Here is a 21770-nt window from a genome sequence, read left to right on the forward strand (position 1 = left end):
GTTATCGTAAACTAAAGGTATTAAAAAAGGAGTTTAGAAAAATTGCCAAAACAAATTAAAATCTTAGATTTGCCTTTTATTAGTACTACTAATCAAAATTTTATAAAGTTACTCCAGCAACGTATCGCTAATCATCAAAATACCTTTATTGTTACTGCTAACCCTGAGATTGCAGTTTATGCTTACGATCATCCAGAATATCGCAAATTAATTCAAACAGCCGACTACATCACTCCTGATGGTATTGGGATTATTAAAGCAGGACAAATGATGCATCAACCACTCTCTGAACGAATTACTGGCTTTGATACACTTACTAGTTTACTAGAAATTGCCAATAAGTGTAGCCTAAAAGTATATTTATTAGGTGCTAAACCCGAAATTATTACTAAAACCGTCCAAAATATTCACCAAAAATATCCCCAACTAAAACTTGTCGGATCACATGACGGGTATTTTCAAGATGAACAACCCATTGTCCAAGAAATAAAACAAACTAAACCTGATATCGTGGCTGTCGCTTTAGGGTTTCCCAAACAGGAAGAATTTATTTATCGCCACCGCCAACTGACGCCTGCAATTTGGATTGGCGTGGGAGGCAGTTTTGACGTCTTATCTGGAACGGTCAAACGCGCCCCGCAATTAATTCAAAACTGGCACTTAGAATGGCTCTATCGCTTATTAAGCCATCCTAGTCGTTTTAAACGTTTCTTAGCTTTACCGCGCTTTTTAAAATTAGTTAAGCAGCAACATTAACCCTAAAAATCTTTGAGTAGTTCCGCACTTAATAGTGTCCTAATAATATCTTTTTAATTTTTGTAACAGCATCATTACCTTTCAAATTACGCCAACGACGCAAAAAAATTCCGTTCCTAAATTAATTTTTAAGAACGGAATTTTTGATTACTTAGAAAAAATTTCAGCTTTAAGGAAACATAACTTTAGTTTTTCGAGAAGCTAGATGTTGTGGTTTGGGTTTTTGTAAGACAAACAACAAGTATGCTGTGACCCAACCAAAATACATGCTAACTCCGGGCGCATTGAGAACATGCCCTGAAAAGATTGACATAAAAATTCCCAAGCCAAAGGCCACAAAATATAATAAATTGGTTTGAATTTTTGGTTGGAAAAAGTAACGGCAGAATTCAAACAATAAATAGAAGATAATGCCGACTAACGGCAAAATTGTAATCACGAAACCAATAATTCCAAATTGGAAGAAGAAGTCTAACCAATCCATCTCCACAGTTCGTGGATGCTTACGATAATTACCCCCGTAGCCCATCCCAAATAATTTTTGGGCCAAGGCAGATTTTTTATATTCATAACTATTTAGGCGATAATAATTGGTCCGGCCGCTTAATAACTTCGCTAGTAGCGGATTACTTAATTCCTTATTTTGCAATAAGAAACGCTCGTAATGATCCATATGCTTTCTGTGCTTTTTATCAGACAACATTTTCTTTTTATTTTGTTGATTTTCGCGAATAATTCGATTTTGAATCACACTATTATCATGAACTGGTGAATGCGGATAAATTGCTAAAACTCCCCCCAATAAAACGGCAATTAGAACCGTATTAATGATATTGGCAGCTTTTTTTTCATGCGTCACAAAGATTCGTATTAACTGCAAACAGAAGGCCGAAATGAGCGCTAAAATCATCCCATAGAAACAACTTTTCGTTCCGAGCATTGTAATAGAATTGACGGATAGAATCACGCCGCCAAAGTACCAATAATTATGTTGCTGCTGAGACTTTTCTAGCGCATATAGCAAAACAATTGGAAAGGCAATTGCCAAAATTGCACTTAACTCATTGCCAGCATTAAACCAACCACTTGTTCCTAATTTTCCCTGGGGATAGGTATGAAAAGCCGTCTTGGTCATAACTGCTACAATCATGACCACGTTAATCATCATTTGTGCCCAATAAACAAAAACCGGCACCGAACGCTTTAATTGCTGTGCTGATAAATTCTTAAACGCGTAGTACATGCCCAAAATAATAATTAAGTAATGCAGACTTTTAAAACACGCCGAAATTTCTGTAAACCACGAAAAAGCGGGCTTATTGAAATAATTAACCACCAAATTAATCACAACTAATACTAATAATAGTCCTAAGAACCACGGCACATAACGATCCAGCCAATCATCACGCTGGTGCGCAACTTTTAAAATAAAGCCAACAATTAAAACTAGCATAATTGCACGAATCGCTACGCCCAGTGTCAAACTAAAGTTAGGCAATACTTTCATTTGCCAACCGGTAATCACATCCAAAATTGGTTGTATTAAAAAATAAATCATTAAATACCAACTAAAACGTTGAATTGAACTAGATTTCACAATAATTCTCCATTATCTTTTATCTTTCTAAATAAAACTCAAAGCGCTCACCCACATACTGTGAACGAACATATTCAAACGGTTGCTCATCATCTAAGAAGGTAACCTGCCGTAATCTTAGCACAGGAGCACCTCGCTTGACCTTTAAAAGCTCAGCTACTTTTTCTGAGGCTAACATTGCTGACACATTCTGTTGAGCGTGTCCGAGCTTTAAGCCCTTTTGCTCTAAAGCGTGATACAGCGATTGTGTAATTTGCTGTTGACTTAAATCTCGAACGAGATTCCACGGTACAGTAGTGATTTCAAAACAAATGGGCACGCCATCGGCCAAGCGAATGCGTTCCATTCGTAAAACATCAATTTTATCGGCTAATTGTAAATGCTCTTTCTCACTGAGCGTCGGTTCGGCAAGATGATAGGAAACAACGCGACTAGCCGGCTTTTTGCCCTGTGATTTCATAATATCTGTAAAACTAGTCGTTCCGGACATTTTTTCTTGAACTTTTTGACTAGCAACATAAGTTCCAGAACCAACCTTACGTGACAAGATTCCTTCATCAACCAAGGTCTGAATGGCTTGCCGTGCGGTCATGCGACTCACAGCAAAATGCTGTGCTAACCAGCGCTCTGACGGAATTCTTTGGCCTACTTGCCACTTTCCTTGGGCAATCTCGGATTTCATTTGGTTATGAATTTGAACATAAATTGGTACTTCGGACACGGAGATTACCCCCCTCAAATTAAAAATAAAAAAAGACTGAAACCAACGTTTCAGTCAATTATTGGGTTAGCTGGATTCGAACCAGCGCATAATGGAGTCAAAGTCCATTGCCTTACCACTTGGCTATAACCCAATCAATGGAAGGGAGTGGATTCGAACCACCGAACCCGAAGGAGCGGATTTACAGTCCGCCGCGTTTAGCCAGACTTCGCTACCCTTCCAACATATCAATAGGACATTAAATATAATAACCAATTTTGTTCCATTTTGCAAGAGGTTATAACAAATTTTTTATTTTTCTATTGATAACTTCCGAAACATTCCACGAATATTATACCAATAATTCTTTTAAAAAACGAAAAAAGTTCACCAAAAGGTGAACTTTTATTAATTGATTCCGGACATTAATTTTTTGATTTTTGGTGTAAAGAAAATCAAGAGAATAGCAAAGGCAATTGCTACTAACCCCGTTACACCAAAGTAAGCCATTTCGTGGTGTGGATAAAATCTAACTAATTGGGAATTAATAGCTTGTCCCGCAGCATCTGCTAAGAACCACATACTCATCATTTCGGATGAGAAAGCTTTGGGCGCCAATTTAGTCGTAACTGAAAGACCAATTGGTGAGATTAACATTTCACCAATTTCTACAATGCCCCAGCTCAAAACTAACCATAATGGATTAACTTTGCCGTGTGAACCGCCCATTAACGGTAGAACCAAAACTAAATAGGAAATACCGGTAAAGACTAAGCCTAACCAGAACTTAGTCGGTGACGAAGGCTGCTTTTTACCTAGTTTAGTCCAAAGTGAAGCAAATAATGGTGTATAGATAATAATAAAGAATGGATTTAACATTTGGAACCAGCTTGGATTCAATTCAAAGCTCCCCAAATGCAATTGCGTATTATTAGCAACAAACAAGCCCAAAATAGAAGAACCTTGCTCTTCAATGGCCCAGAAGATTACCGCAGCGATAAATAAGCCAATATAAGCATAAACGCGCGATTTTTCAATCTTAGTCACCTTTTTACTACTTAAAATAATAATAAAGTATGCAATTGGTAAAATAATGCCAAAAATACTGATTAAACTAATAAAGTTCTGTAAACTAGCTAACTTCATGACCATCATTAATAAAACAATAACGACAATTGCTATGACAAAGACAATGACCTTTTTATAAAGTTTACTTTTTTCAGCATCAGTAATAGGATCAGTGGGTTTCAACGTTTCTGCTGGTAAATATTTCTTTCCTTGAATATAATACGTGATTAAACCAAAGAACATCCCAATCGCAGCTAGTGAAAAGCCAACATGGAAGTTAAAACTCTTCCAAGCTTGACTAACCACTGCGGGCGCAATTAAGGAACCTAAGTTAATTCCCATGACAAAAATACTAAATCCAGCATCACGGCGGTTATCCTCAGCACTATATAAATCACCGACCATGTCCGAAACATTGGGTTTTAACAAACCAGTACCAATTGTAATGAACAAAATCGACAAGTATAACGTGGTAGAACCTAGCGGCAACGACAAGAAGATATGACCAAACATGATCAAAACCCCGCCCCAAAAGACGGTTCGCCGACTACCTAGAATACGATCACTAATATAACCTCCTAAAACACTGGTCATATAAACCAATGACCCGTAAATAGACATAATGGACGCAGCAGTTTCTTGCTTAAAGCCTAAGCCACCGAGCTTGATCGCATAGTACATGTAGTACAACAGAATTGCCCGCATGCCATAATAACTAAATCGTTCCCAAAATTCAGTCATAAATAGGGTCTTTAACCCCATAGGCTGACCAAAGAACGTCTTTTCCTTTTTTGTATCCATAAATATTCTCCCTAAATATTAAACAATGCCCTAACATTTTAATCTTTCTAATAGATAATGTCAAAAAACAATGCCCAATTTAGCGATTCCAGCCCAAACTAGTAAATAAACAATCTTTTTTGCGACAATTAGAAACATAAGGATTACCCGCAACAAAAAAACGTAAAGGTTTTTGTGCCCAATTACCACGTTGACTAACATTAATCCGCGCAGAAGTTTTAATAATTTTGGGCGTTTTAATTCGTTGATCACTTAAACTCAGCGTCTTGAAACTCAAGGGGGTTTGGTTTAAATCACGCGACGTAATTCCTAACGCTTGGGTCAACTTAGCAGGTCCATTCGTTAAATTAGTCGTCGTTGTCTGTTGCCGTAGTTCTCGCATAATAGTTAACCCCTTGGTCGGTTGCAGAGCCCGAATCAAAATACTTTCTGGTTGTCCTGACATTTGAACAACAATGTCCAATAAGTAATGTCCGCGCTGTGAATGAATATAAATGGTTCCTGGATCTTGATAAAGTGCTTGATTAGCGCGAGAATGATGACCACGATATGCATGTGAAGCAGAATCCGGCGTACCTAAATATGCTTCTGTCTCAACAATCAAACCAGCAGTTAAACCATAGGCAGAGTGATACTGTAATTCATGTCCTAACAAATCTTGAGCTAATTGAATCGTTGATTGACTGGTTAAAAATGCTGTAATTGAACTCATAAGAACCTCCTTTCTAAATACTTTATGGTAAAATTAAAAACATTAGCTCTATTTTCACAATGGTTAAACAGAACTAATATTATTAAGTCTTGCAATTTAATATCCAATTAAATTATTGAGCTAAAAAAACAAATTCGTCAACTAATTTGCGTTAAGAAAGGAAGAAAAAATGATTATCAAATTCACGGACGATTTAAATGATCAAATTTATCAAGATAGTTTAGTTTTAAGAAAAACAGTTTTTATTCAAGAACAACATGTTCCGGCTGATCTAGAAATTGATCAGGATGAAGCAAATTGTCAATATTATGTAGGTTACGATGAACATAACGACCAGCCAATTGCCACAGCGCGCGTTTTAAAAGAAACGCCAACCCAATGGCATATTCAACGAGTTGCTGTTCGCCAAAATTTTCGGCATCAAGGATTTGCCAGTCAAATAATGCAGATGATTGAACAACACGCTCAAACGCAAGGAATTAAAACTCTCGTCTTAAATGCGCAAGATCAAGCTCAAAATTTTTATACTAATTTAGGATATCAGGTCGAAGGCAATCAATTTTTAGATGCTGGTATCAAACACCATAAAATGGTTAAAGCTGTTTAATCAAATAAATATGGACAAAATAAAAAACGCTATAACTTAATATAACGTTTTTTATTTTGTTTATAATAATACTGCCAGCTGCAGGATTCGAACCTGTGACCCTCGGTTTACGATACCGATGCTCTACCAACTGAGCTAAGCTGGCGAACAATCCGAAACTAATAAAAAAAGCCGGTTAAACATCCGACTATAACTCCGGTTGTCAGACTCGAACTGACGACACCCTGATTAACAGTCAGATGCTCTACCAACTGAGCTAAACCGGAATAAGAGCAGCATGGCAACGACCTATCCTCGCAGGTAGTTTCCCACCAACTACTTTCGGCGCTGAGAAGCTTAACTTCTGTGTTCGGCATGATTCCAGGTGTTTCCTCCTCGCTATCGCCACCACACTTGCTCTCTTCTTACCTTCTGAAAGAACCTTAGTCCTCTCAAAACTGAATATTATGTTCTTACTCGACACCCTTGGTTAAGCCCTCGACCGATTAGTATTGCTCAGCTCCATGTATCACTACACTTCCACTCGCAACCTATCTACCTCATCTTCTTTGAGGGGTCTTACTTCATTACTGAATGGGAAATCTCATCTTGAGGTGGGTTTCACACTTAGATGCTTTCAGCGTTTATCCCTTCCATACTTAGCTACCCAGCTATGCCTTTGGCAAGACAACTGGTACACCAGTGGTATGTCCATCCCGGTCCTCTCGTACTAAGGACAGATCCTCTCAAATTTCCTACGCCCGCGACGGATAGGGACCGAACTGTCTCACGACGTTCTGAACCCAGCTCGCGTACCGCTTTAATGGGCGAACAGCCCAACCCTTGGGACCGACTACAGCCCCAGGATGCGATGAGCCGACATCGAGGTGCCAAACCTCCCCGTCGATGTGAACTCTTGGGGGAGATAAGCCTGTTATCCCCAGGGTAGCTTTTGTCCGTTGAGCGATGGCCCTTCCATACGGTGCCACCGGATCATTAAGCCCGACTTTCGTCCCTGCTCGACTTGTCTGTCTCGCAGTCAAGCTCCCTTCTACCTTTACACTCTACGAATGATTTCCAACCATTCTGAGGGAACCTTTGGGCGCCTCCGTTACTGTTTAGGAGGCGACCGCCCCAGTCAAACTGCCCACCTGTCACTGTCTCCCGCCGTGCTTCAACGGCGCGGGTTAGAGCTTTCATATAACAAGGGTAGTATCCCACCAGCGCCTCCTTCGATACTAGCGTACCGATCTCTACGGCTCCTACCTATCCTGTACATGTTACACAAAAACTCAATATCAAGCTACAGTAAAGCTCCATGGGGTCTTTCCGTCCTGTCGCGGGTAACCTGCATCTTCACGGGTATTATAATTTCACCGAGTCTATCGTTGAGACAGTGCCCAAATCATTACGCCTTTCGTGCGGGTCGGAACTTACCCGACAAGGAATTTCGCTACCTTAGGACCGTTATAGTTACGGCCGCCGTTTACTGGGGCTTCAATTCTGGGCTTCGACCAAAGTCTAACTCATCCTCTTAACCTTCCAGCACCGGGCAGGCGTCAGCCCCTATACGTCATCTTACGATTTTGCAGAGACCTGTGTTTTTGATAAACAGTTGTTTGGGCCTTTTCACTGCGGCTGGCTCTTACACCAGCACCCCTTCTTCCAAAGTTACGGGGCTATTTTGCCGAGTTCCTTAACGATAGTTCTCTCGCTCACCTTAGGATTCTCTCCTTGACTACCTGTGTCGGTTTGCGGTACGGGTATTCAGTGTCTCACTAGAAGCTTTTCTCGGCAGTGTGACTATTGTGCTTCGCTACTTTAATTTCGCTCCCTATCACAACTCATCCTTCGCGGTTATAAGCATTTGACTCATATCCAGACTCGCTGCTTAGACATGCTTTTCCAGCTGCATGCTCACAATTCATCTCCTGCGTCCCTCCATCGTTCAAACAACACTGAACAGTACAGGAATCTCAACCTGTTTTCCATCGATTACGCCTCTCGGCCTCATCTTAGGTCCCGACTAACCCTGGGCGGACGAGCCTTCCCCAGGAAACCTTAGTCATCCGGTGGACCAGATTCTCACTGGTCTTTCGCTACTCATACCGGCATTCTCACTTCTAAGCTCTCCACCAGTCCTCTCGATCTGGCTTCTTCGTGCTTACAACGCTCTCCTACCACGTACATCTTTCGATGCACATCCACAGTTTCGGTACCATACTTAGCCCCGGTACATTTTCGGCGCAGAACCACTCGACTAGTGAGCTATTACGCACTCTTTAAATGAGTTGCTGCTTCTAAGCCAACATCCTAGTTGTCTGTGCAGTTCCACTTCCTTTTCCACTTAGTATGGATTTTGGGACCTTAACTGGTGATCTGGGCTGTTCCCCTTTCGACGATGGATCTTATCACTCACCGTCTGACTCCCGGAGAAAAATCTTTGGCATTCGGAGTTTATCTGAATTCAGTAACCCATGTTGGGCCCCTAGTCCAAACAGTGCTCTACCTCCAAGATCCTCTTCTCCGAGGCTAGCCCTAAAGCTATTTTGGAGAGAACCAGCTATCTCCAAGTTCGTTTGGAATTTCACCGCTACCCACACCTCATCCCCGCAATTTTCAACTTACGTGGGTTCGGTCCTCCAGTGCGTTTTACCGCACCTTCAACCTGGACATGGGTAGGTCACTTGGTTTCGGGTCTACGACTACGTACTCTCTTTCGCCCTATTCAGACTCGCTTTCGCTGCGGCTCCGTCTTCTCAACTTAACCTCGCACGCAATCGTAACTCGCCGGTTCATTCTACAAAAGGCACGCCATCACTCTTTAACGAGCTCTGACTACTTGTAGGCACACGGTTTCAGGATCTATTTCACTCCCCTTCCGGGGTGCTTTTCACCTTTCCCTCACGGTACTTGTTCTCTATCGGTCACTAGGGAGTATTTAGCCTTGGGAGATGGTCCTCCCTGCTTCCGACGGGGTTTCACGTGCCCCGCCGTACTCAGGATACTGGTAGAGTGTCTCTGATTTCGCCTACTAGACTATCACTATCTCTGGTTCAGCTTCCCAACTGATTCAGCTATCTTCGACTATCTCACGTCCCAGTCCTACAACCCCAAAGAGCATGCTCTCTGGTTTGGGCTCTTTCCGTTTCGCTCGCCGCTACTCAGGAAATCGATTTTTCTTTCTCTTCCTATGGCTACTTAGATGTTTCAGTTCACCACGTCTTCCTCACTTACAACTTTCGTCGCAGTGTGACTAAGCTTTACCTTAGCCGGGTTCCCCCATTCGGATATCTCCGGATCTTCGTTTACTTACAACTCCCCGGAGCATTTCGCTGTTCGTTGCGTCCTTCTTCGGCTCCTAGTACCTAGGCATCCACCGTGCGCCCTTATTATCTTAACCTTACTTATTACTTCTTACTTTCGAATCTCTCGATTCTCGGTGTCTTTCTTCTCATAATATTCAGTTTTCAAAGTACTAATGTCCTTGACAGTTTCCTGTCAATGGAGGTTAACGGGATCGAACCGATGACCTCCTGCTTGCAAAGCAGGTGCTCTCCCAGCTGAGCTAAACCCCCGTACTATTTCTATGGGCCTAAATGGACTTGAACCATCGACCTCACGCTTATCAGGCGTGCGCTCTAACCAGCTGAGCTATAGGCCCGATTTCTTTCGCGCTTGTCTCTTGGTGCCCTGAGAGTAGACCTCTCAAAACTAAACAAAGTTTCTTGCCAACTGCTTTCCGTTTATTTTTCCTTAGAAAGGAGGTGATCCAGCCGCAGGTTCTCCTACGGCTACCTTGTTACGACTTCACCCTAATCATTTGTCCTACCTTAGACGGCTAGCTCCCCGAAGGGTTACCCCACCGGCTTTGGGTATTACAAACTCTCATGGTGTGACGGGCGGTGTGTACAAGGCCCGAGAACGTATTCACCGTGGCATGCTGATCCACGATTACTAGCGATTCCAACTTCATACAGGCGAGTTGCAGCCTGCAATCCGAACTGAGAATGGTTTTTAGAGTTCTGCTTGCCCTCACGAGTTCGCTTCTCGTTGTACCATCCATTGTAGCACGTGTGTAGCCCAGGTCATAAGGGGCATGATGATTTGACGTCGTCCCCACCTTCCTCCGGTTTGTCACCGGCAGTCTCACTAGAGTGCCCAACTTAATGCTGGCAACTAGTAACAAGGGTTGCGCTCGTTGCGGGACTTAACCCAACATCTCACGACACGAGCTGACGACAACCATGCACCACCTGTCTTCCTGTCCCCGAAGGGAACCCTGTATCTCTACAGCTTTCAGGAGATGTCAAGACCTGGTAAGGTTCTTCGCGTTGCTTCGAATTAAACCACATGCTCCACCGCTTGTGCGGGCCCCCGTCAATTCCTTTGAGTTTCAACCTTGCGGTCGTACTCCCCAGGCGGAGTGCTTAATGCGTTAGCTGCAGCACTGAGAGGCGGAAACCTCCCAACACTTAGCACTCATCGTTTACGGCATGGACTACCAGGGTATCTAATCCTGTTCGCTACCCATGCTTTCGAGCCTCAGCGTCAGTTACAGACCAGAGAGCCGCCTTCGCCACTGGTGTTCTTCCATATATCTACGCATTTCACCGCTACACATGGAGTTCCACTCTCCTCTTCTGCACTCAAGTTTGACAGTTTCCGATGCACTTCCTCAGTTAAGCTGAGGGCTTTCACATTCAGACTTTTCAAACCGCCTGCGCTCCCTTTACGCCCAATAAATCCGGACAACGCTTGCCACCTACGTATTACCGCGGCTGCTGGCACGTAGTTAGCCGTGACTTTCTGGTTGAATACCGTCACTACTTGAGCAGTTACTCTCAAGCACGTTCTTCTTCAACAACAGGATTTTACGATCCGAAAACCTTCTTCATCCACGCGGCGTTGCTCCATCAGACTTTCGTCCATTGTGGAAGATTCCCTACTGCTGCCTCCCGTAGGAGTTTGGGCCGTGTCTCAGTCCCAATGTGGCCGATTACCCTCTCAGGTCGGCTACGTATCATCGCCTTGGTGGGCCTTTACCTCACCAACTAGCTAATACGCCGCAGGTCCATCCTTTAGTGACAGCCGAAACCGTCTTTCATTCCTTAATCATGTGATTAAGCACTTTATGCGGTATTAGCAACTGTTTCCAATTGTTATCCCCCGCTAAAGGGCAGGTTACCTACGTGTTACTCACCCATCCGCCGCTCGCGTCCATATCTTCCTACCCGAAGGTATTCCGTTACTTCTGCTCGCTCGACTTGCATGTATTAGGCACGCCGCCAGCGTTCGTCCTGAGCCAGGATCAAACTCTCATTTTTTGTTAGTTTGTTGACTCAGACTTAGAACTCTAACGTTCTTTGTCTTCTTTATTACTTTTAAATTGACAGGTTCTTTTTCAAGAACCCAGCACTTGGCTTTTAAAGAAACTTTGTTCAGTTTTCAAAGATCTACTTAACTTTTTGTTGATTACCACTTGATTAAGCGGCTCATTTAGTTTATCATCTTATCATGAGCTTGTCAACTGTTTTTTTTATTTGCTTAACAGTGACGCGCATGACTCATTGACAACAGAAAATATATTATCAACTTTTTTACCCTTTTGCAACCCCTTTGCCCATCTTTTTTTATTCTTTTTTGATACTTATTGCTCTATCCCTTGGTATGACTGCTTTTTTACGATATAAAAAAATCCTAAAAAAAGATATTTCATCTTCTCTTAGGATTCAATTGCCTACATATTACTTAGTAATTTTAGTTTTACCATTCATATATGGAACTAAAACTTTAGGAATATCGACACTACCGTCAGCATTTTGATAATTTTCTAAAATGGCCGCCACTGCTCGACCAACTGCAAGTCCGGAACCATTTAAGGTGTGAACAAATTGTAACTTACCATTTTTATCACGATAACGAATTTGTGAGCGCCGTGCTTGAAAATCTGTACAATTAGAACAACTCGAAATTTCCCGATACATATTTTGCTGGGGCATCCAAACTTCTAAATCATACGTCTTTGCAGAACTAAAACTAGCATCACCACTGGACAAAGTAATGACATGATATGGTAATTCCAACTTCTGTAAAATATTTTCCGCATTTGCGGTTAATTTTTCTAATTCATCCCAAGAATCTTCCGGCTTAACATATTTAACCATTTCCACCTTGTTAAATTGGTGCATGCGAATCAAACCGCGGGTATCACGGCCAGCAGAACCGGCTTCAGAACGAAAACATGGTGTCAAAGCCGTAAGATAAGTTGGTAATTGGTCTTCACTCAAAATTTCGCCACGATAATAGTTAGTTAGGGGAACTTCAGCAGTAGGAATTAAAGTCAATGGCCGTTCTTCATCGACAATGGTATAAACATCTTCTTTAAACTTAGGAAACTGACTAGTACCAAACATGGAATCACTATTGACCAAATAAGGTGGAATAACTTCTGTATAACCATCTTTTTGATGCTCATCTAACATAAAGTTGTATAACGCCCGTTCTAATTGCGCACCGGCACCTAAATAATAAACGAAGCGGCTACCCGAAACTTTCGCAGCCCGTTCAAAATCCAAAATCCCCAATTGTTCACCAATATCCCAATGAGCTTGGGCTTCAAAGTCAAAGTGCGGAATTTCGCCCCACTTACGAACTTCCACATTGGCAGACTCATCTTTGCCAACAGGCACTGAATCATCGGGAAAGTTGGGCAAGCGGACTAAAATATAATCCGTTTGGTCATTAAGCTTTGCTAATTGCTCATCCAAATCTTTAATTTGCGCGCCAACTTCTTTCATGGCAGCAATCGCGGCAGTAGCATCTTGCTTTTGTCGCTTAGTTTGAGCAATTTGCTTCGAAACTTCGTTGCGCTTAGCTTTCAAATCTTCAGTTTGCGCCATCACTTGGCGACGCTTAACATCTAAGTCTAGTAAATGATCAATCTCTTCCCCTGCAATATTTCTCTCAGCTAACTTTTTTTTCGCCCAATCAGGATTATTGCGAATCACTTTTAAATCTAACATAATTTCCTCCTTTAAATAAAAAAGAGTTGTCTTCATCCCCATTAAAGGGACGAATCAACTCTTCATCGCGGTACCACCCAATTTTAGTGTTTCACACTACGCTCTAACAGCTATAACGGGGCTGACCGTATAATTTATTCATTATCCGTTTGAAACGATATTGGAACACCAACTGCTAACTCTCAGCACTGCACTAGCTCTCTGTAAAGTCGGTAAGATATCTACGTTATCTAGGTTGATAGTAATATAACTAACATTAAAAGGCAAGTTTTATTTGGAAATCTTTTTCTCCGTCCAAATATCCCGAATTAAACTTATCAACTGGCCATATTGGGCACTATTAGCATCATGTTCCCACTTAAAGATATAAATGTCATGTTGTGTAGGATCTAACGTATAATGACTCGAAGTCGTCACAATCAAATCTGCATCATTAGGATCTTGAACTAATTGCACGTAAGGCAAACTATCAATTGTTTCTACCATATCAAAACGGTACAACTGATTTTCTTCAATACTGAGGTAGACTTGAACTGCAAAATGATCAGAAAACATGACCACGACTCGAAGCAAAATCTTGTAAACCGCATTGGTCAGCAAATTAACTTTATCTTGAAAATCTTGAAATTCATTTTGCTCAAATAAATGCTGCAAAATATTCCGAATGGTCTTCTTAAACTCTGGCAAATCAATACTGGATAGCCCTGATTTTTCTCCCGTGTAGACTTCTACCATTTGGTAATAGCTATTACCAAACGCCAAGCCCCCGATTAAGACCCGCATCAAGGCAATGCGATAGAGCTTAACAATTTCATCGGATAAATTAAATTGTCGCTGAATATTATAAGGCATCGATTGTAAGAATGCCCCCACAAAGTCGTAAATCTTAGTATCATACTCTTGAATATGGTCAAGAATTTCATCGGCTTTTTCATTGCCACAAGGAACAATGGATAATGAACAGTTAACCAAATTATACATATTATAAGATTCATTCATTAAACGGGCAGGCGTCAAATCTCGATAATACTGAATGATCTTAGCAAAGTCACTGTCCGCAAATCGTTCATAACTATCTTCGGTCATGAAGCTTTCATAAACATTCAGATTTGGATAACGTACCCAGTCGATTTTCGCATTGCGTTCCACAAAATGGCCATGATAAATCCGTAAGCAATTGACAGTGGCATAAATTTGATAAACCCGAAAAGTCATCGGATTCGGTTGCGCTACTACTTGAAAAGCCTCCAAGCCTTGATTGACGAGCCACTCGCTTTCTTCCTCAGAAATAGTCTTAAAAGGCCAAGCAAATCCCCGTGTTGCTTCCCAAAACATCGCGGATATTGCTAATCTAACATCTGTTTCTTCCCCGACAAAGCGCATCTTTTCATAAGTAATTCGTACGTTAAAAGTTTTCAAAAATAAACGCATCGGTTTTAAATGGCGCAAAGCAGTTGCTTTACTATTGCCACACTCTTGATAAAAATCATCAAATGACTGACAAGTATCTTCCAAAATCGCCATCATAAAGTTGTAAGCATCCGAATGGGAAACTAAAAAAAAGTGATACTGATCATTGTCAACAGAAAAAATTTCTTCGATTGTTGGATCATCTTTCCCCAATAATTCCTTCATATCTTGAATAATACCATCGTAAGTATTATAGATACTGCCGTAACTTTTATTCATTTGTGCAGCTGCTTGGCGAAAATTAATATCTTTAATATCAAAATCTAGACTTTGATGAGCTTTGAGATCATCGCGATAAGAAATCTCCATAATCTTTAATTGTCTGACCCGCTCAAACAAGCGTAACTTCTCCATATCAGAAACTGACAAAAATAAGTCTTGTTCTTTTTCCAATGTGATACCCCCCATTAATTAATTTCATTACTTAAGATTTAAGCATTTAAAATTAACAAATAATAATCATTATATAATAAATATTATAATGTACAACCAATTTTAATGTAATCCAAGATAACACAGATTTCAACTATTATTACTAAAAACAATCAATAAAAAATAATTTAAAACAGATTTTTATAAAAAATGTTCTATACAAAAAAGGGACATGAAACATGTCCTTTTTCATTTATTAAGTTAAATTAACACGAGAAGTTTACGCTTGTGTCGTAGGATTACCACCATTGAGTGTCCAAGTTAACGTTGCCTTAAAATTACCAGCAACTTGCCCATTCTGACTTGGAGTTACTAACTGCGCTCCTGTTAAGAATAAGCCCCAATAACCTAAACCGGTCCCCTTTTGTGCCGTAAATAAAGTAGTTGTCGTATTAGGATCATTGATATCATCACTCGGATAAACCCAAGGATAATTCTGCGAACCCGTTAAAGTATTCAAACCAGTAATTCCCGATGAGCTCGAATCAAAATTTTGCGCTAAGGAAAAATTATCGGCACTATCTACATTGGCTTGTACAATTTTAGCACTAGTAAAATCTAGCGACGAAATGGGCTGCACTTGTTCATCAGGAGCAACACTCGTGTCGGTATTATGAAATTTAGAGCAAGAAACACTCAAATTCCAACCGCCACTCTCAGCCCCCCGAGTATCAGTCACAATAATCGTATTATCTAGCATCGGTTTAGCTTCGGTTTGTCCGGCTTGGATTACTGGTTGATATTTCCAGATGCTTTTAGCAAATACATATTGCGTACCAAAATTTGGAAAACCAACATTCTCGGGATTAGGAACTCGTAAATCCAGCTTACCTGGCGCAAAACCAACATTTGCTGAGCTGTTGGCTTCTACTGCGCCTGAAGTAGCATCCGCCGGTCGATTAACGACATTCGCATCATCCGCAGCCATAGTGGGAGTACTAAAGATGAAGATGGCAGCAATTAAACTTATTAATAAAACATTAAATCTTGCTACTTTCAAGTTATCCCCCCCATAACTATTTAGTTGCTTGATTTTGTCCTCGCTTATAGAACCAATAGAATAATACGCCAATCAATAGTAAAACAATGACAATAATCGTAATAATTAATGGCCAATAATTACGTTTTGTATTTGGATTATTGCGATTCAACCGGTTAGCATCCGCTGGCGAAATCGTAAAGTTCTTCTTGAAATACCAACTCTTACCTGAAGTATTAATCCGCACGCGAGCTTGGTAATTACCAGCTTTCATCGGCTTATTACCCCAGCTAACTGGAAAGTTAAAGTTAGAATTCGGCGCGAAGTTCATTTGCTTTTGACTATTCTGGAAGAGTAGTTTGTTACTCCTAGCCGGATAAATCTTCGCCTTGACCCGCATATCATTATTAGTAATGTACTTAGGTTCAAAGTTTTGCAAATTAATATTCACAGCAGGCTGAATGCCTAATAAAGTCGGCCGAACCCGAACTAAGCGCAGATCTGGTTGCACTTTATCAACATTACCAACTTTAAACAATGTGCTAACTGAATAAGAATAGTTATTAGTTAAACTCATGCCTTTAGACTTCTTATGATGCATCTTATGGTTAATAGTTGGTGAATAGATATAAAAACTACCCAACAGTACACCATTAAACTTGGGTGCGTGCACATTAATGGTTTCTGAAACCGTCTGAGAGCCCTTAGCCGGAATCGTGACCTTTTGTTTAACTGGTCCCATTTTGGTCCAGTCATACTTCAAACTGGAGTCACGAACACTAGTTACATTAGCATAATTTATCTGACCTTGATTAGTCGTCCCAGCAACTGTTGGTTTAACCACCACGTCAATGGGATATTTCTTACTATTAGTAATCTTTAAGTTTAGTGGATAACTCTTACCAGATTCCACATTTAACAAAAAGTAATCCGATTGTGCAGCACCTTGACTGCCCTCAGGTTCAACGGAAAAACCAGCCGCACCAGTAATTGCCGCTGACACGGGATGAATAATAAAGAAACTACCTATTAAAGCCATCAAAAAAATCAATGGACGTAATAATTTTCGCAAAATCGTATCCTCTAAACTAGAAGTTTTTGGTTATTAATACTATGCGCCGGCGCCGCCTGCTGGAGCTGAAGCTGGGGTTGTCGGATCAATAGACAGATTCCAATTAACCGTGGCAGTATAATTACTATGAGGATCAACTTTAGATACGTTGTTTGCATCTAATAGCAATCTTACAGAAGCTGGATCTGTAAAATCAAATCCAGTTACGCCAAATCGTTTTGAACCAGAAACCAGAGCAAGCTTAGTATCTCCAGAAATATCTCCCTTAGCCATAGAATCATCAAGTGGTGTAGCTTTATTATCAGCAGTACTATAAACATCACTATTAGAATAACTATAAGTGGACTGATCTAAATTCAACATTTTAAATGCAGACGTATCAGATTTATCATTAATTCCCAACGGAATTTCAACGCCAGTATCAGTAGAAGAAGTTTTAAATTTATCTACAGATACATTCAAAGTCCATGGATTAACATTACCCTTACCAGATGCATTAGCAGTAGAACGATTATCAACAACAACAGCCAATCGATTAGCAGCTGAACCAGCCATATCAATTGCACCAGCTTTTGCAACTTTACCCGTACCAAAATTGAAGTTTGGCACTTGATATAAAATCAAATCACCTGGTTTAAATCCAACTGACGCTTGAGAAGATCCTGAAGCATTTGCACTAGAAGTAGCAGTATTACCAGCACCATTTACCAAAGTAGCATCAGCGGCACTAACAGTTTGTGCCAACATTGGAGCGGCAATAGCTAACAAAGAAGTAGCACAAATTCCCATACTCAATAATTTATTTAATTTCATAAAGAAGTCCCCCACCTTAAAAAAATCTTTACTTATTTACATCGAACTAATTATACAATAGATTTTTCAACAAAGCACTTAAATTCTTAAAAATAAATCAATTTTTTCAGCGCGCCAAATGAGAAAGAGCCCATTTCTCATGGACTCATGCCTCAAAAATCACTTGATAAAGTTTCGCAAGCACTACGCTTTTTGATAGAAAATATCAATCACTTGATCAGTAGTATCTGTAGTAACCGCCTGTTCAGCCACTGTATCTTGGCTAGCAGTATAGCCACTAACCTTTGGTACCATCACAGCATCCCAAGTATCACCGCGCCAAGTACCATAAACCCTGTCGCCTGTAACTGCATCTTGATAGATGTTACGTTTTAAAATTGCCACTTGGTTTTGACTCTTAACTTGTCCATCTGGATAATGGAAATTAATTGTTCGCGTAAGGGTCTTAGTTTCTAAGCTAGGTATAATCTGATGATCGACAGCAACTTGAATAATCTGCTGTCCTGAAGCATCAACCGTTACCGTTGTTTGTGGTTGATCGATAACTTCATAACCAGCTGGAGTATGATAATTAATATTTAAGATATCACCGACATAACCAGTTAACTGCTGCGTGTCAACTGCGTCACCGTCATACAAGTATTCAATTGTTACTGTTTGTTCAATTGGTGTGTAGTATACATCAATTGTTTGATCTTTAGTGTCACCAGTGACAGCCTGTTCAGATACCGCAGTTTGACTTGCCTGATAACCTGCAACTTCTGGCACAGTGTACAATGTCCAATTAGCTTTGGACCAATCACCGTAGGTCACCGTTCCATCTTCATTATCCTTAATATTACGTTGAATGGTAACAGTTTGTAATTCTGTATTAACTTGTCCATCTGGTTGATGAACATTGATAACTCGAGTAACGGATTTTCTTTGAGTTCGATTGATCATAGCTGGTTGAGTATCCCACTCATAAGTCGTTACTTCAGAACGATTAGTCATTTTCATTAATTCTCCAGAAGTATACTTTGTTCTTGAATTAGTGCCGTCCATTGCGACCCAATATGGTGAAGTAATAACTTTATCAGTACCTGATACTTTAGTACCTTCAACTGGAACGGCTTGAAGGTAAACGTTTTCGTTCAGAATTGTTTTTGATCCTAACGTTAACTGATATAATTCGTTAGTATTTTCAAACATTCCATAAATATAAGTTACTTGGGACGTATCAAATCGACTTAAATTCAAACTCGTTAATCCTGAACAACCTTCAAACATATACCCCATATTCATTACTTTTGATGTATCAAATTGACTTAAATTCAAACTTGTTAATCCCGAACAACTTTCAAACATACCAGACATACCGGTTACTTTTGATGTATCAAATTGACTTAAATTCAAACTTGTTAATCCCGAACAACTTTCAAACATACCAGACATACCGGTTACTTTTGATGTATCAAATTGACTTAAATTCAAGCTTGTTAATCCCGAACAACCTTTAAACATACTACCCATATCGGTTACTTTTGATGTATCAAAACCACTTAAATCCAAATTTATAAATCCTGAACAACCATTAAACATACTACCCATATCTGTTACTTTTGATGTATCAAAACCACTTAAATCCAAATTTGTTAACCCTGAACAGTCATAAAATATTCCAGACATATCGGTTACTTGAGATGTATCAAAACCACTTAAATCCAAATTTGTAAATCTTGAACAACTTTCAAACATACCAGACATATCGGTTACTTTTGGTGTATCAAATTGACTCAGATCCAAGCTCGTAAATCTTGAACAATCGCAAAACATATAAGACATATTGGTTACTTGAGATGTATCAAATTGACTCAGATCCAAGCTTGTCAATCTTGAACAATCACAAAACATATAAGACATATTGGTTACTTTTGATGTATCAAAACCATTCAAATCTAAACTTGTTAATCCTGAACAATCACAAAACATATGAGACATATTGGTTACTTTTGATGTATCAAAACCACTTAAATCCAAACTTGTTAATCCTGAACAATCATAAAACATACTACCCATATCTGTTACTTGAGATGTATCAAAACCACTTAAATCCAAACTTGTTAATCCTGAACAATCATAAAACATACTACCCATATCTGTTACTTGAGATGTATCAAAACCACTTAAATCCAAACTTGTTAATCCTGAACAATCATAAAACATATAAGACATATTAGTTACTTTTGATGTATCAAATTGACTTAAATCTAAATTTGTTAATGATGAACAATCATAAAACATATTATACATATTAGTTACATTGGACGTACCAAAACCACTTAAATCTAAACTTGTTAATCCTGAACAATCATAAAACATATAAGACATATTGGTTACTTTTGATGTATCAAAACCATTCAAATCCAAACTTGTTAATCCTGAACAATCATAAAACATATAAGACATATTGGTTACTTTTGATGTATCAAAACCACTTAAATCCAAACTTGTTAATCTTGAACATTCCCTAAACATATCAAACATACTGGTTACTTGAGATGTATCAAAACCACTTAAATCCAAACTTGTTAATCTTGAACATTCCCTAAACATATCAAACATACTGGTTACTTGAGATGTATCAAAACCACTTAAATCCAAACTTGTTAATCTTGAACAATCATAAAACATATAAGACATATTGGTTATTTTTGATGTATCAAAACCACTTAAATCCAAACTTGTTAGTCCTGAACAATCATAAAACATAGTATTCATATTAGTTAATTTTGAAGTATCAAATTTGCTTAAATCCAAACTTGTTAATCCTGAACATTCCCTAAACATATCAAACATACTGGTTACTTGAGATGTATCAAAACCACTTAAATCCAAACTTGTTAATCTTGAACAATAATAAAACATACCAGACATATTGGTTACTTGGGATGTATCAAGATTGTTTAACCCTTCAATAATTTTTAAATTATTTAAATCTGAAAATAAACAAGATAAGTTAGTGTCTGCAACCACTCCTGGATCAAATATAACTTTTGTTAATTCATTATTATATGTGAAATTGCCGTTCAAAACTTTTGTACCTATTCCACCAAAACTATGACCGTTAATAAAATATTCACCAGAATCATTTCCTAAAGTTCCTGCGTGAAAATGCAGGGTATAATCGTCACCTTCATGAACAAATTCCCACTTACTAGTTCCCCAAACACCACTAGTAATAACGTTATTATCTGCTGTAGCATCAGCATTCACTGGTTGCGTGTCATTATTAGTTACTGATACCGTTGCATTAGAATTATTAGCAGGTGTAGCTGAATCGTTCGTAGCTGCAGCCGTTGCTGAATTAACGTCCGTTGTAGTGGTAGCTTGGTTTTCTGTAGCAGGTACATCGTTAGTAACTGCTGTCGTTCCATTAGCTGAGGTGTTAGTTTGTGGCGTTTGCTCCGCCACAGAAGTCGTATTGGAAGCAGGACTTACTGTTGTACTTGTCGGTGCTGAACTCGTTGAAGCTTGATCAGTAGCTACTGGTTCTACCTGATCTGAAACATTCGCTACTTGCTCATTATCAGCAGCTTGCACATTTTGTTGAATTAAAGTTAAACCACAGACCAGTCCTAATAATGCTCCGGCAGTCGTAAAACTTTTTTGCTTTATATTCACTCTTTATTCCCCCATATTATTTTTGAAATCGTTTCAAAACAATTTCATGCTAATTTTAAATCTCATTTTGGAAGAATTCAAGGTGAAAAAAGTCAC

12 protein-coding genes, 6 tRNA genes and 3 rRNA genes are annotated in these 21770 nt (G+C 39.5%); 2 read left to right on the top strand and 19 right to left on the bottom strand.

Annotated features, from left to right (window positions below; genetic code table 11):
* Nucleotides 1-42: 42 nt before the first annotated feature.
* Nucleotides 43-756: a WecB/TagA/CpsF family glycosyltransferase gene (locus AC3B6Y_RS02430; RefSeq protein WP_489791272.1), complete on the top strand. Its 714-nt coding sequence runs from the start codon at nucleotides 43-45 to the stop codon at nucleotides 754-756.
* 169 nt (nucleotides 757-925) lie between these two features.
* Here the strand turns inward: AC3B6Y_RS02430 and AC3B6Y_RS02435 are convergent, their stop codons facing one another.
* The 6 genes from AC3B6Y_RS02435 to AC3B6Y_RS02460 form a co-directional block, all read right to left on the bottom strand.
* Entirely contained in the window at nucleotides 926-2353 is a 1428-nt protein-coding gene (locus AC3B6Y_RS02435; protein ID WP_489769568.1) for an O-antigen ligase family protein, read from the bottom strand.
* A 19-nt stretch (nucleotides 2354-2372) separates the two neighbouring features.
* Entirely contained in the window at nucleotides 2373-3074 is a 702-nt protein-coding gene (locus tag AC3B6Y_RS02440) for a GntR family transcriptional regulator (RefSeq protein WP_489758197.1), read from the bottom strand.
* A gap of 61 nt (nucleotides 3075-3135) precedes the next feature.
* Nucleotides 3136-3207, bottom strand: a tRNA-Gln gene (locus tag AC3B6Y_RS02445).
* Nucleotides 3208-3212: 5 nt separating this feature from the next.
* Nucleotides 3213-3295: transfer RNA gene (locus AC3B6Y_RS02450), tRNA-Tyr, on the bottom strand.
* 166 nt (nucleotides 3296-3461) lie between these two features.
* A complete protein-coding gene (locus AC3B6Y_RS02455) occupies nucleotides 3462-4922 on the bottom strand; it encodes a peptide MFS transporter (protein ID WP_489758196.1) in 1461 nt (486 codons plus the stop codon).
* A gap of 79 nt (nucleotides 4923-5001) precedes the next feature.
* Nucleotides 5002-5634, bottom strand: coding sequence for a DNA-3-methyladenine glycosylase (locus tag AC3B6Y_RS02460; protein ID WP_489758195.1), 633 nt, complete (start codon nucleotides 5632-5634; stop codon nucleotides 5002-5004).
* 169 nt (nucleotides 5635-5803) lie between these two features.
* Between AC3B6Y_RS02460 and AC3B6Y_RS02465 the strand changes: the two genes are divergently transcribed.
* Entirely contained in the window at nucleotides 5804-6241 is a 438-nt protein-coding gene (locus AC3B6Y_RS02465; protein WP_489769567.1) for a GNAT family N-acetyltransferase, read from the top strand.
* Nucleotides 6242-6313: 72 nt separating this feature from the next.
* Here the strand turns inward: AC3B6Y_RS02465 and AC3B6Y_RS02470 are convergent.
* The 13 genes from AC3B6Y_RS02470 to AC3B6Y_RS02530 form a co-directional block, all read right to left on the bottom strand.
* Nucleotides 6314-6386: transfer RNA gene (locus AC3B6Y_RS02470), tRNA-Thr, on the bottom strand.
* A gap of 48 nt (nucleotides 6387-6434) precedes the next feature.
* Nucleotides 6435-6507: transfer RNA gene (locus AC3B6Y_RS02475), tRNA-Asn, on the bottom strand.
* 9 nt (nucleotides 6508-6516) lie between these two features.
* Nucleotides 6517-6633: ribosomal RNA gene (rrf, locus tag AC3B6Y_RS02480) — 5S ribosomal RNA — on the bottom strand.
* Nucleotides 6634-6706: 73 nt separating this feature from the next.
* Nucleotides 6707-9623, bottom strand: a 23S ribosomal RNA gene (locus AC3B6Y_RS02485).
* Nucleotides 9624-9725: 102 nt separating this feature from the next.
* Nucleotides 9726-9798, bottom strand: a tRNA-Ala gene (locus AC3B6Y_RS02490).
* Between the two features lie 12 nt (nucleotides 9799-9810).
* Nucleotides 9811-9884: transfer RNA gene (locus AC3B6Y_RS02495), tRNA-Ile, on the bottom strand.
* A gap of 96 nt (nucleotides 9885-9980) precedes the next feature.
* Nucleotides 9981-11547: ribosomal RNA gene (locus tag AC3B6Y_RS02500) — 16S ribosomal RNA — on the bottom strand.
* The 16S, 23S and 5S rRNA genes sit together here with 4 tRNA genes alongside, the layout of an rRNA operon.
* Before the next feature lie 420 nt (nucleotides 11548-11967).
* Nucleotides 11968-13245: a serine--tRNA ligase gene (gene serS, locus AC3B6Y_RS02505; protein ID WP_489769566.1), complete on the bottom strand. Its 1278-nt coding sequence runs from the start codon at nucleotides 13243-13245 to the stop codon at nucleotides 11968-11970.
* A 270-nt stretch (nucleotides 13246-13515) separates the two neighbouring features.
* Nucleotides 13516-15108: a helix-turn-helix domain-containing protein gene (locus AC3B6Y_RS02510; RefSeq protein WP_489758192.1), complete on the bottom strand. Its 1593-nt coding sequence runs from the start codon at nucleotides 15106-15108 to the stop codon at nucleotides 13516-13518.
* A gap of 259 nt (nucleotides 15109-15367) precedes the next feature.
* Entirely contained in the window at nucleotides 15368-16147 is a 780-nt protein-coding gene (locus AC3B6Y_RS02515) for a WxL domain-containing protein (protein WP_489791273.1), read from the bottom strand.
* Nucleotides 16148-16163: 16 nt separating this feature from the next.
* Nucleotides 16164-17198 (bottom strand): DUF3324 domain-containing protein, encoded by a 1035-nt coding sequence (locus tag AC3B6Y_RS02520; protein ID WP_489758190.1) that lies wholly within the window; start codon nucleotides 17196-17198, stop codon nucleotides 16164-16166.
* 39 nt (nucleotides 17199-17237) lie between these two features.
* Nucleotides 17238-18011 (bottom strand): WxL domain-containing protein, encoded by a 774-nt coding sequence (locus AC3B6Y_RS02525; protein WP_489791274.1) that lies wholly within the window; start codon nucleotides 18009-18011, stop codon nucleotides 17238-17240.
* 183 nt (nucleotides 18012-18194) lie between these two features.
* Nucleotides 18195-21674, bottom strand: coding sequence for a BspA family leucine-rich repeat surface protein (locus tag AC3B6Y_RS02530; protein ID WP_489791275.1), 3480 nt, complete (start codon nucleotides 21672-21674; stop codon nucleotides 18195-18197).
* Nucleotides 21675-21770 lie beyond the last annotated feature (96 nt).

The sequence above is a fragment of the Bombilactobacillus sp. ESL1092 genome, assembly GCF_058107465.1.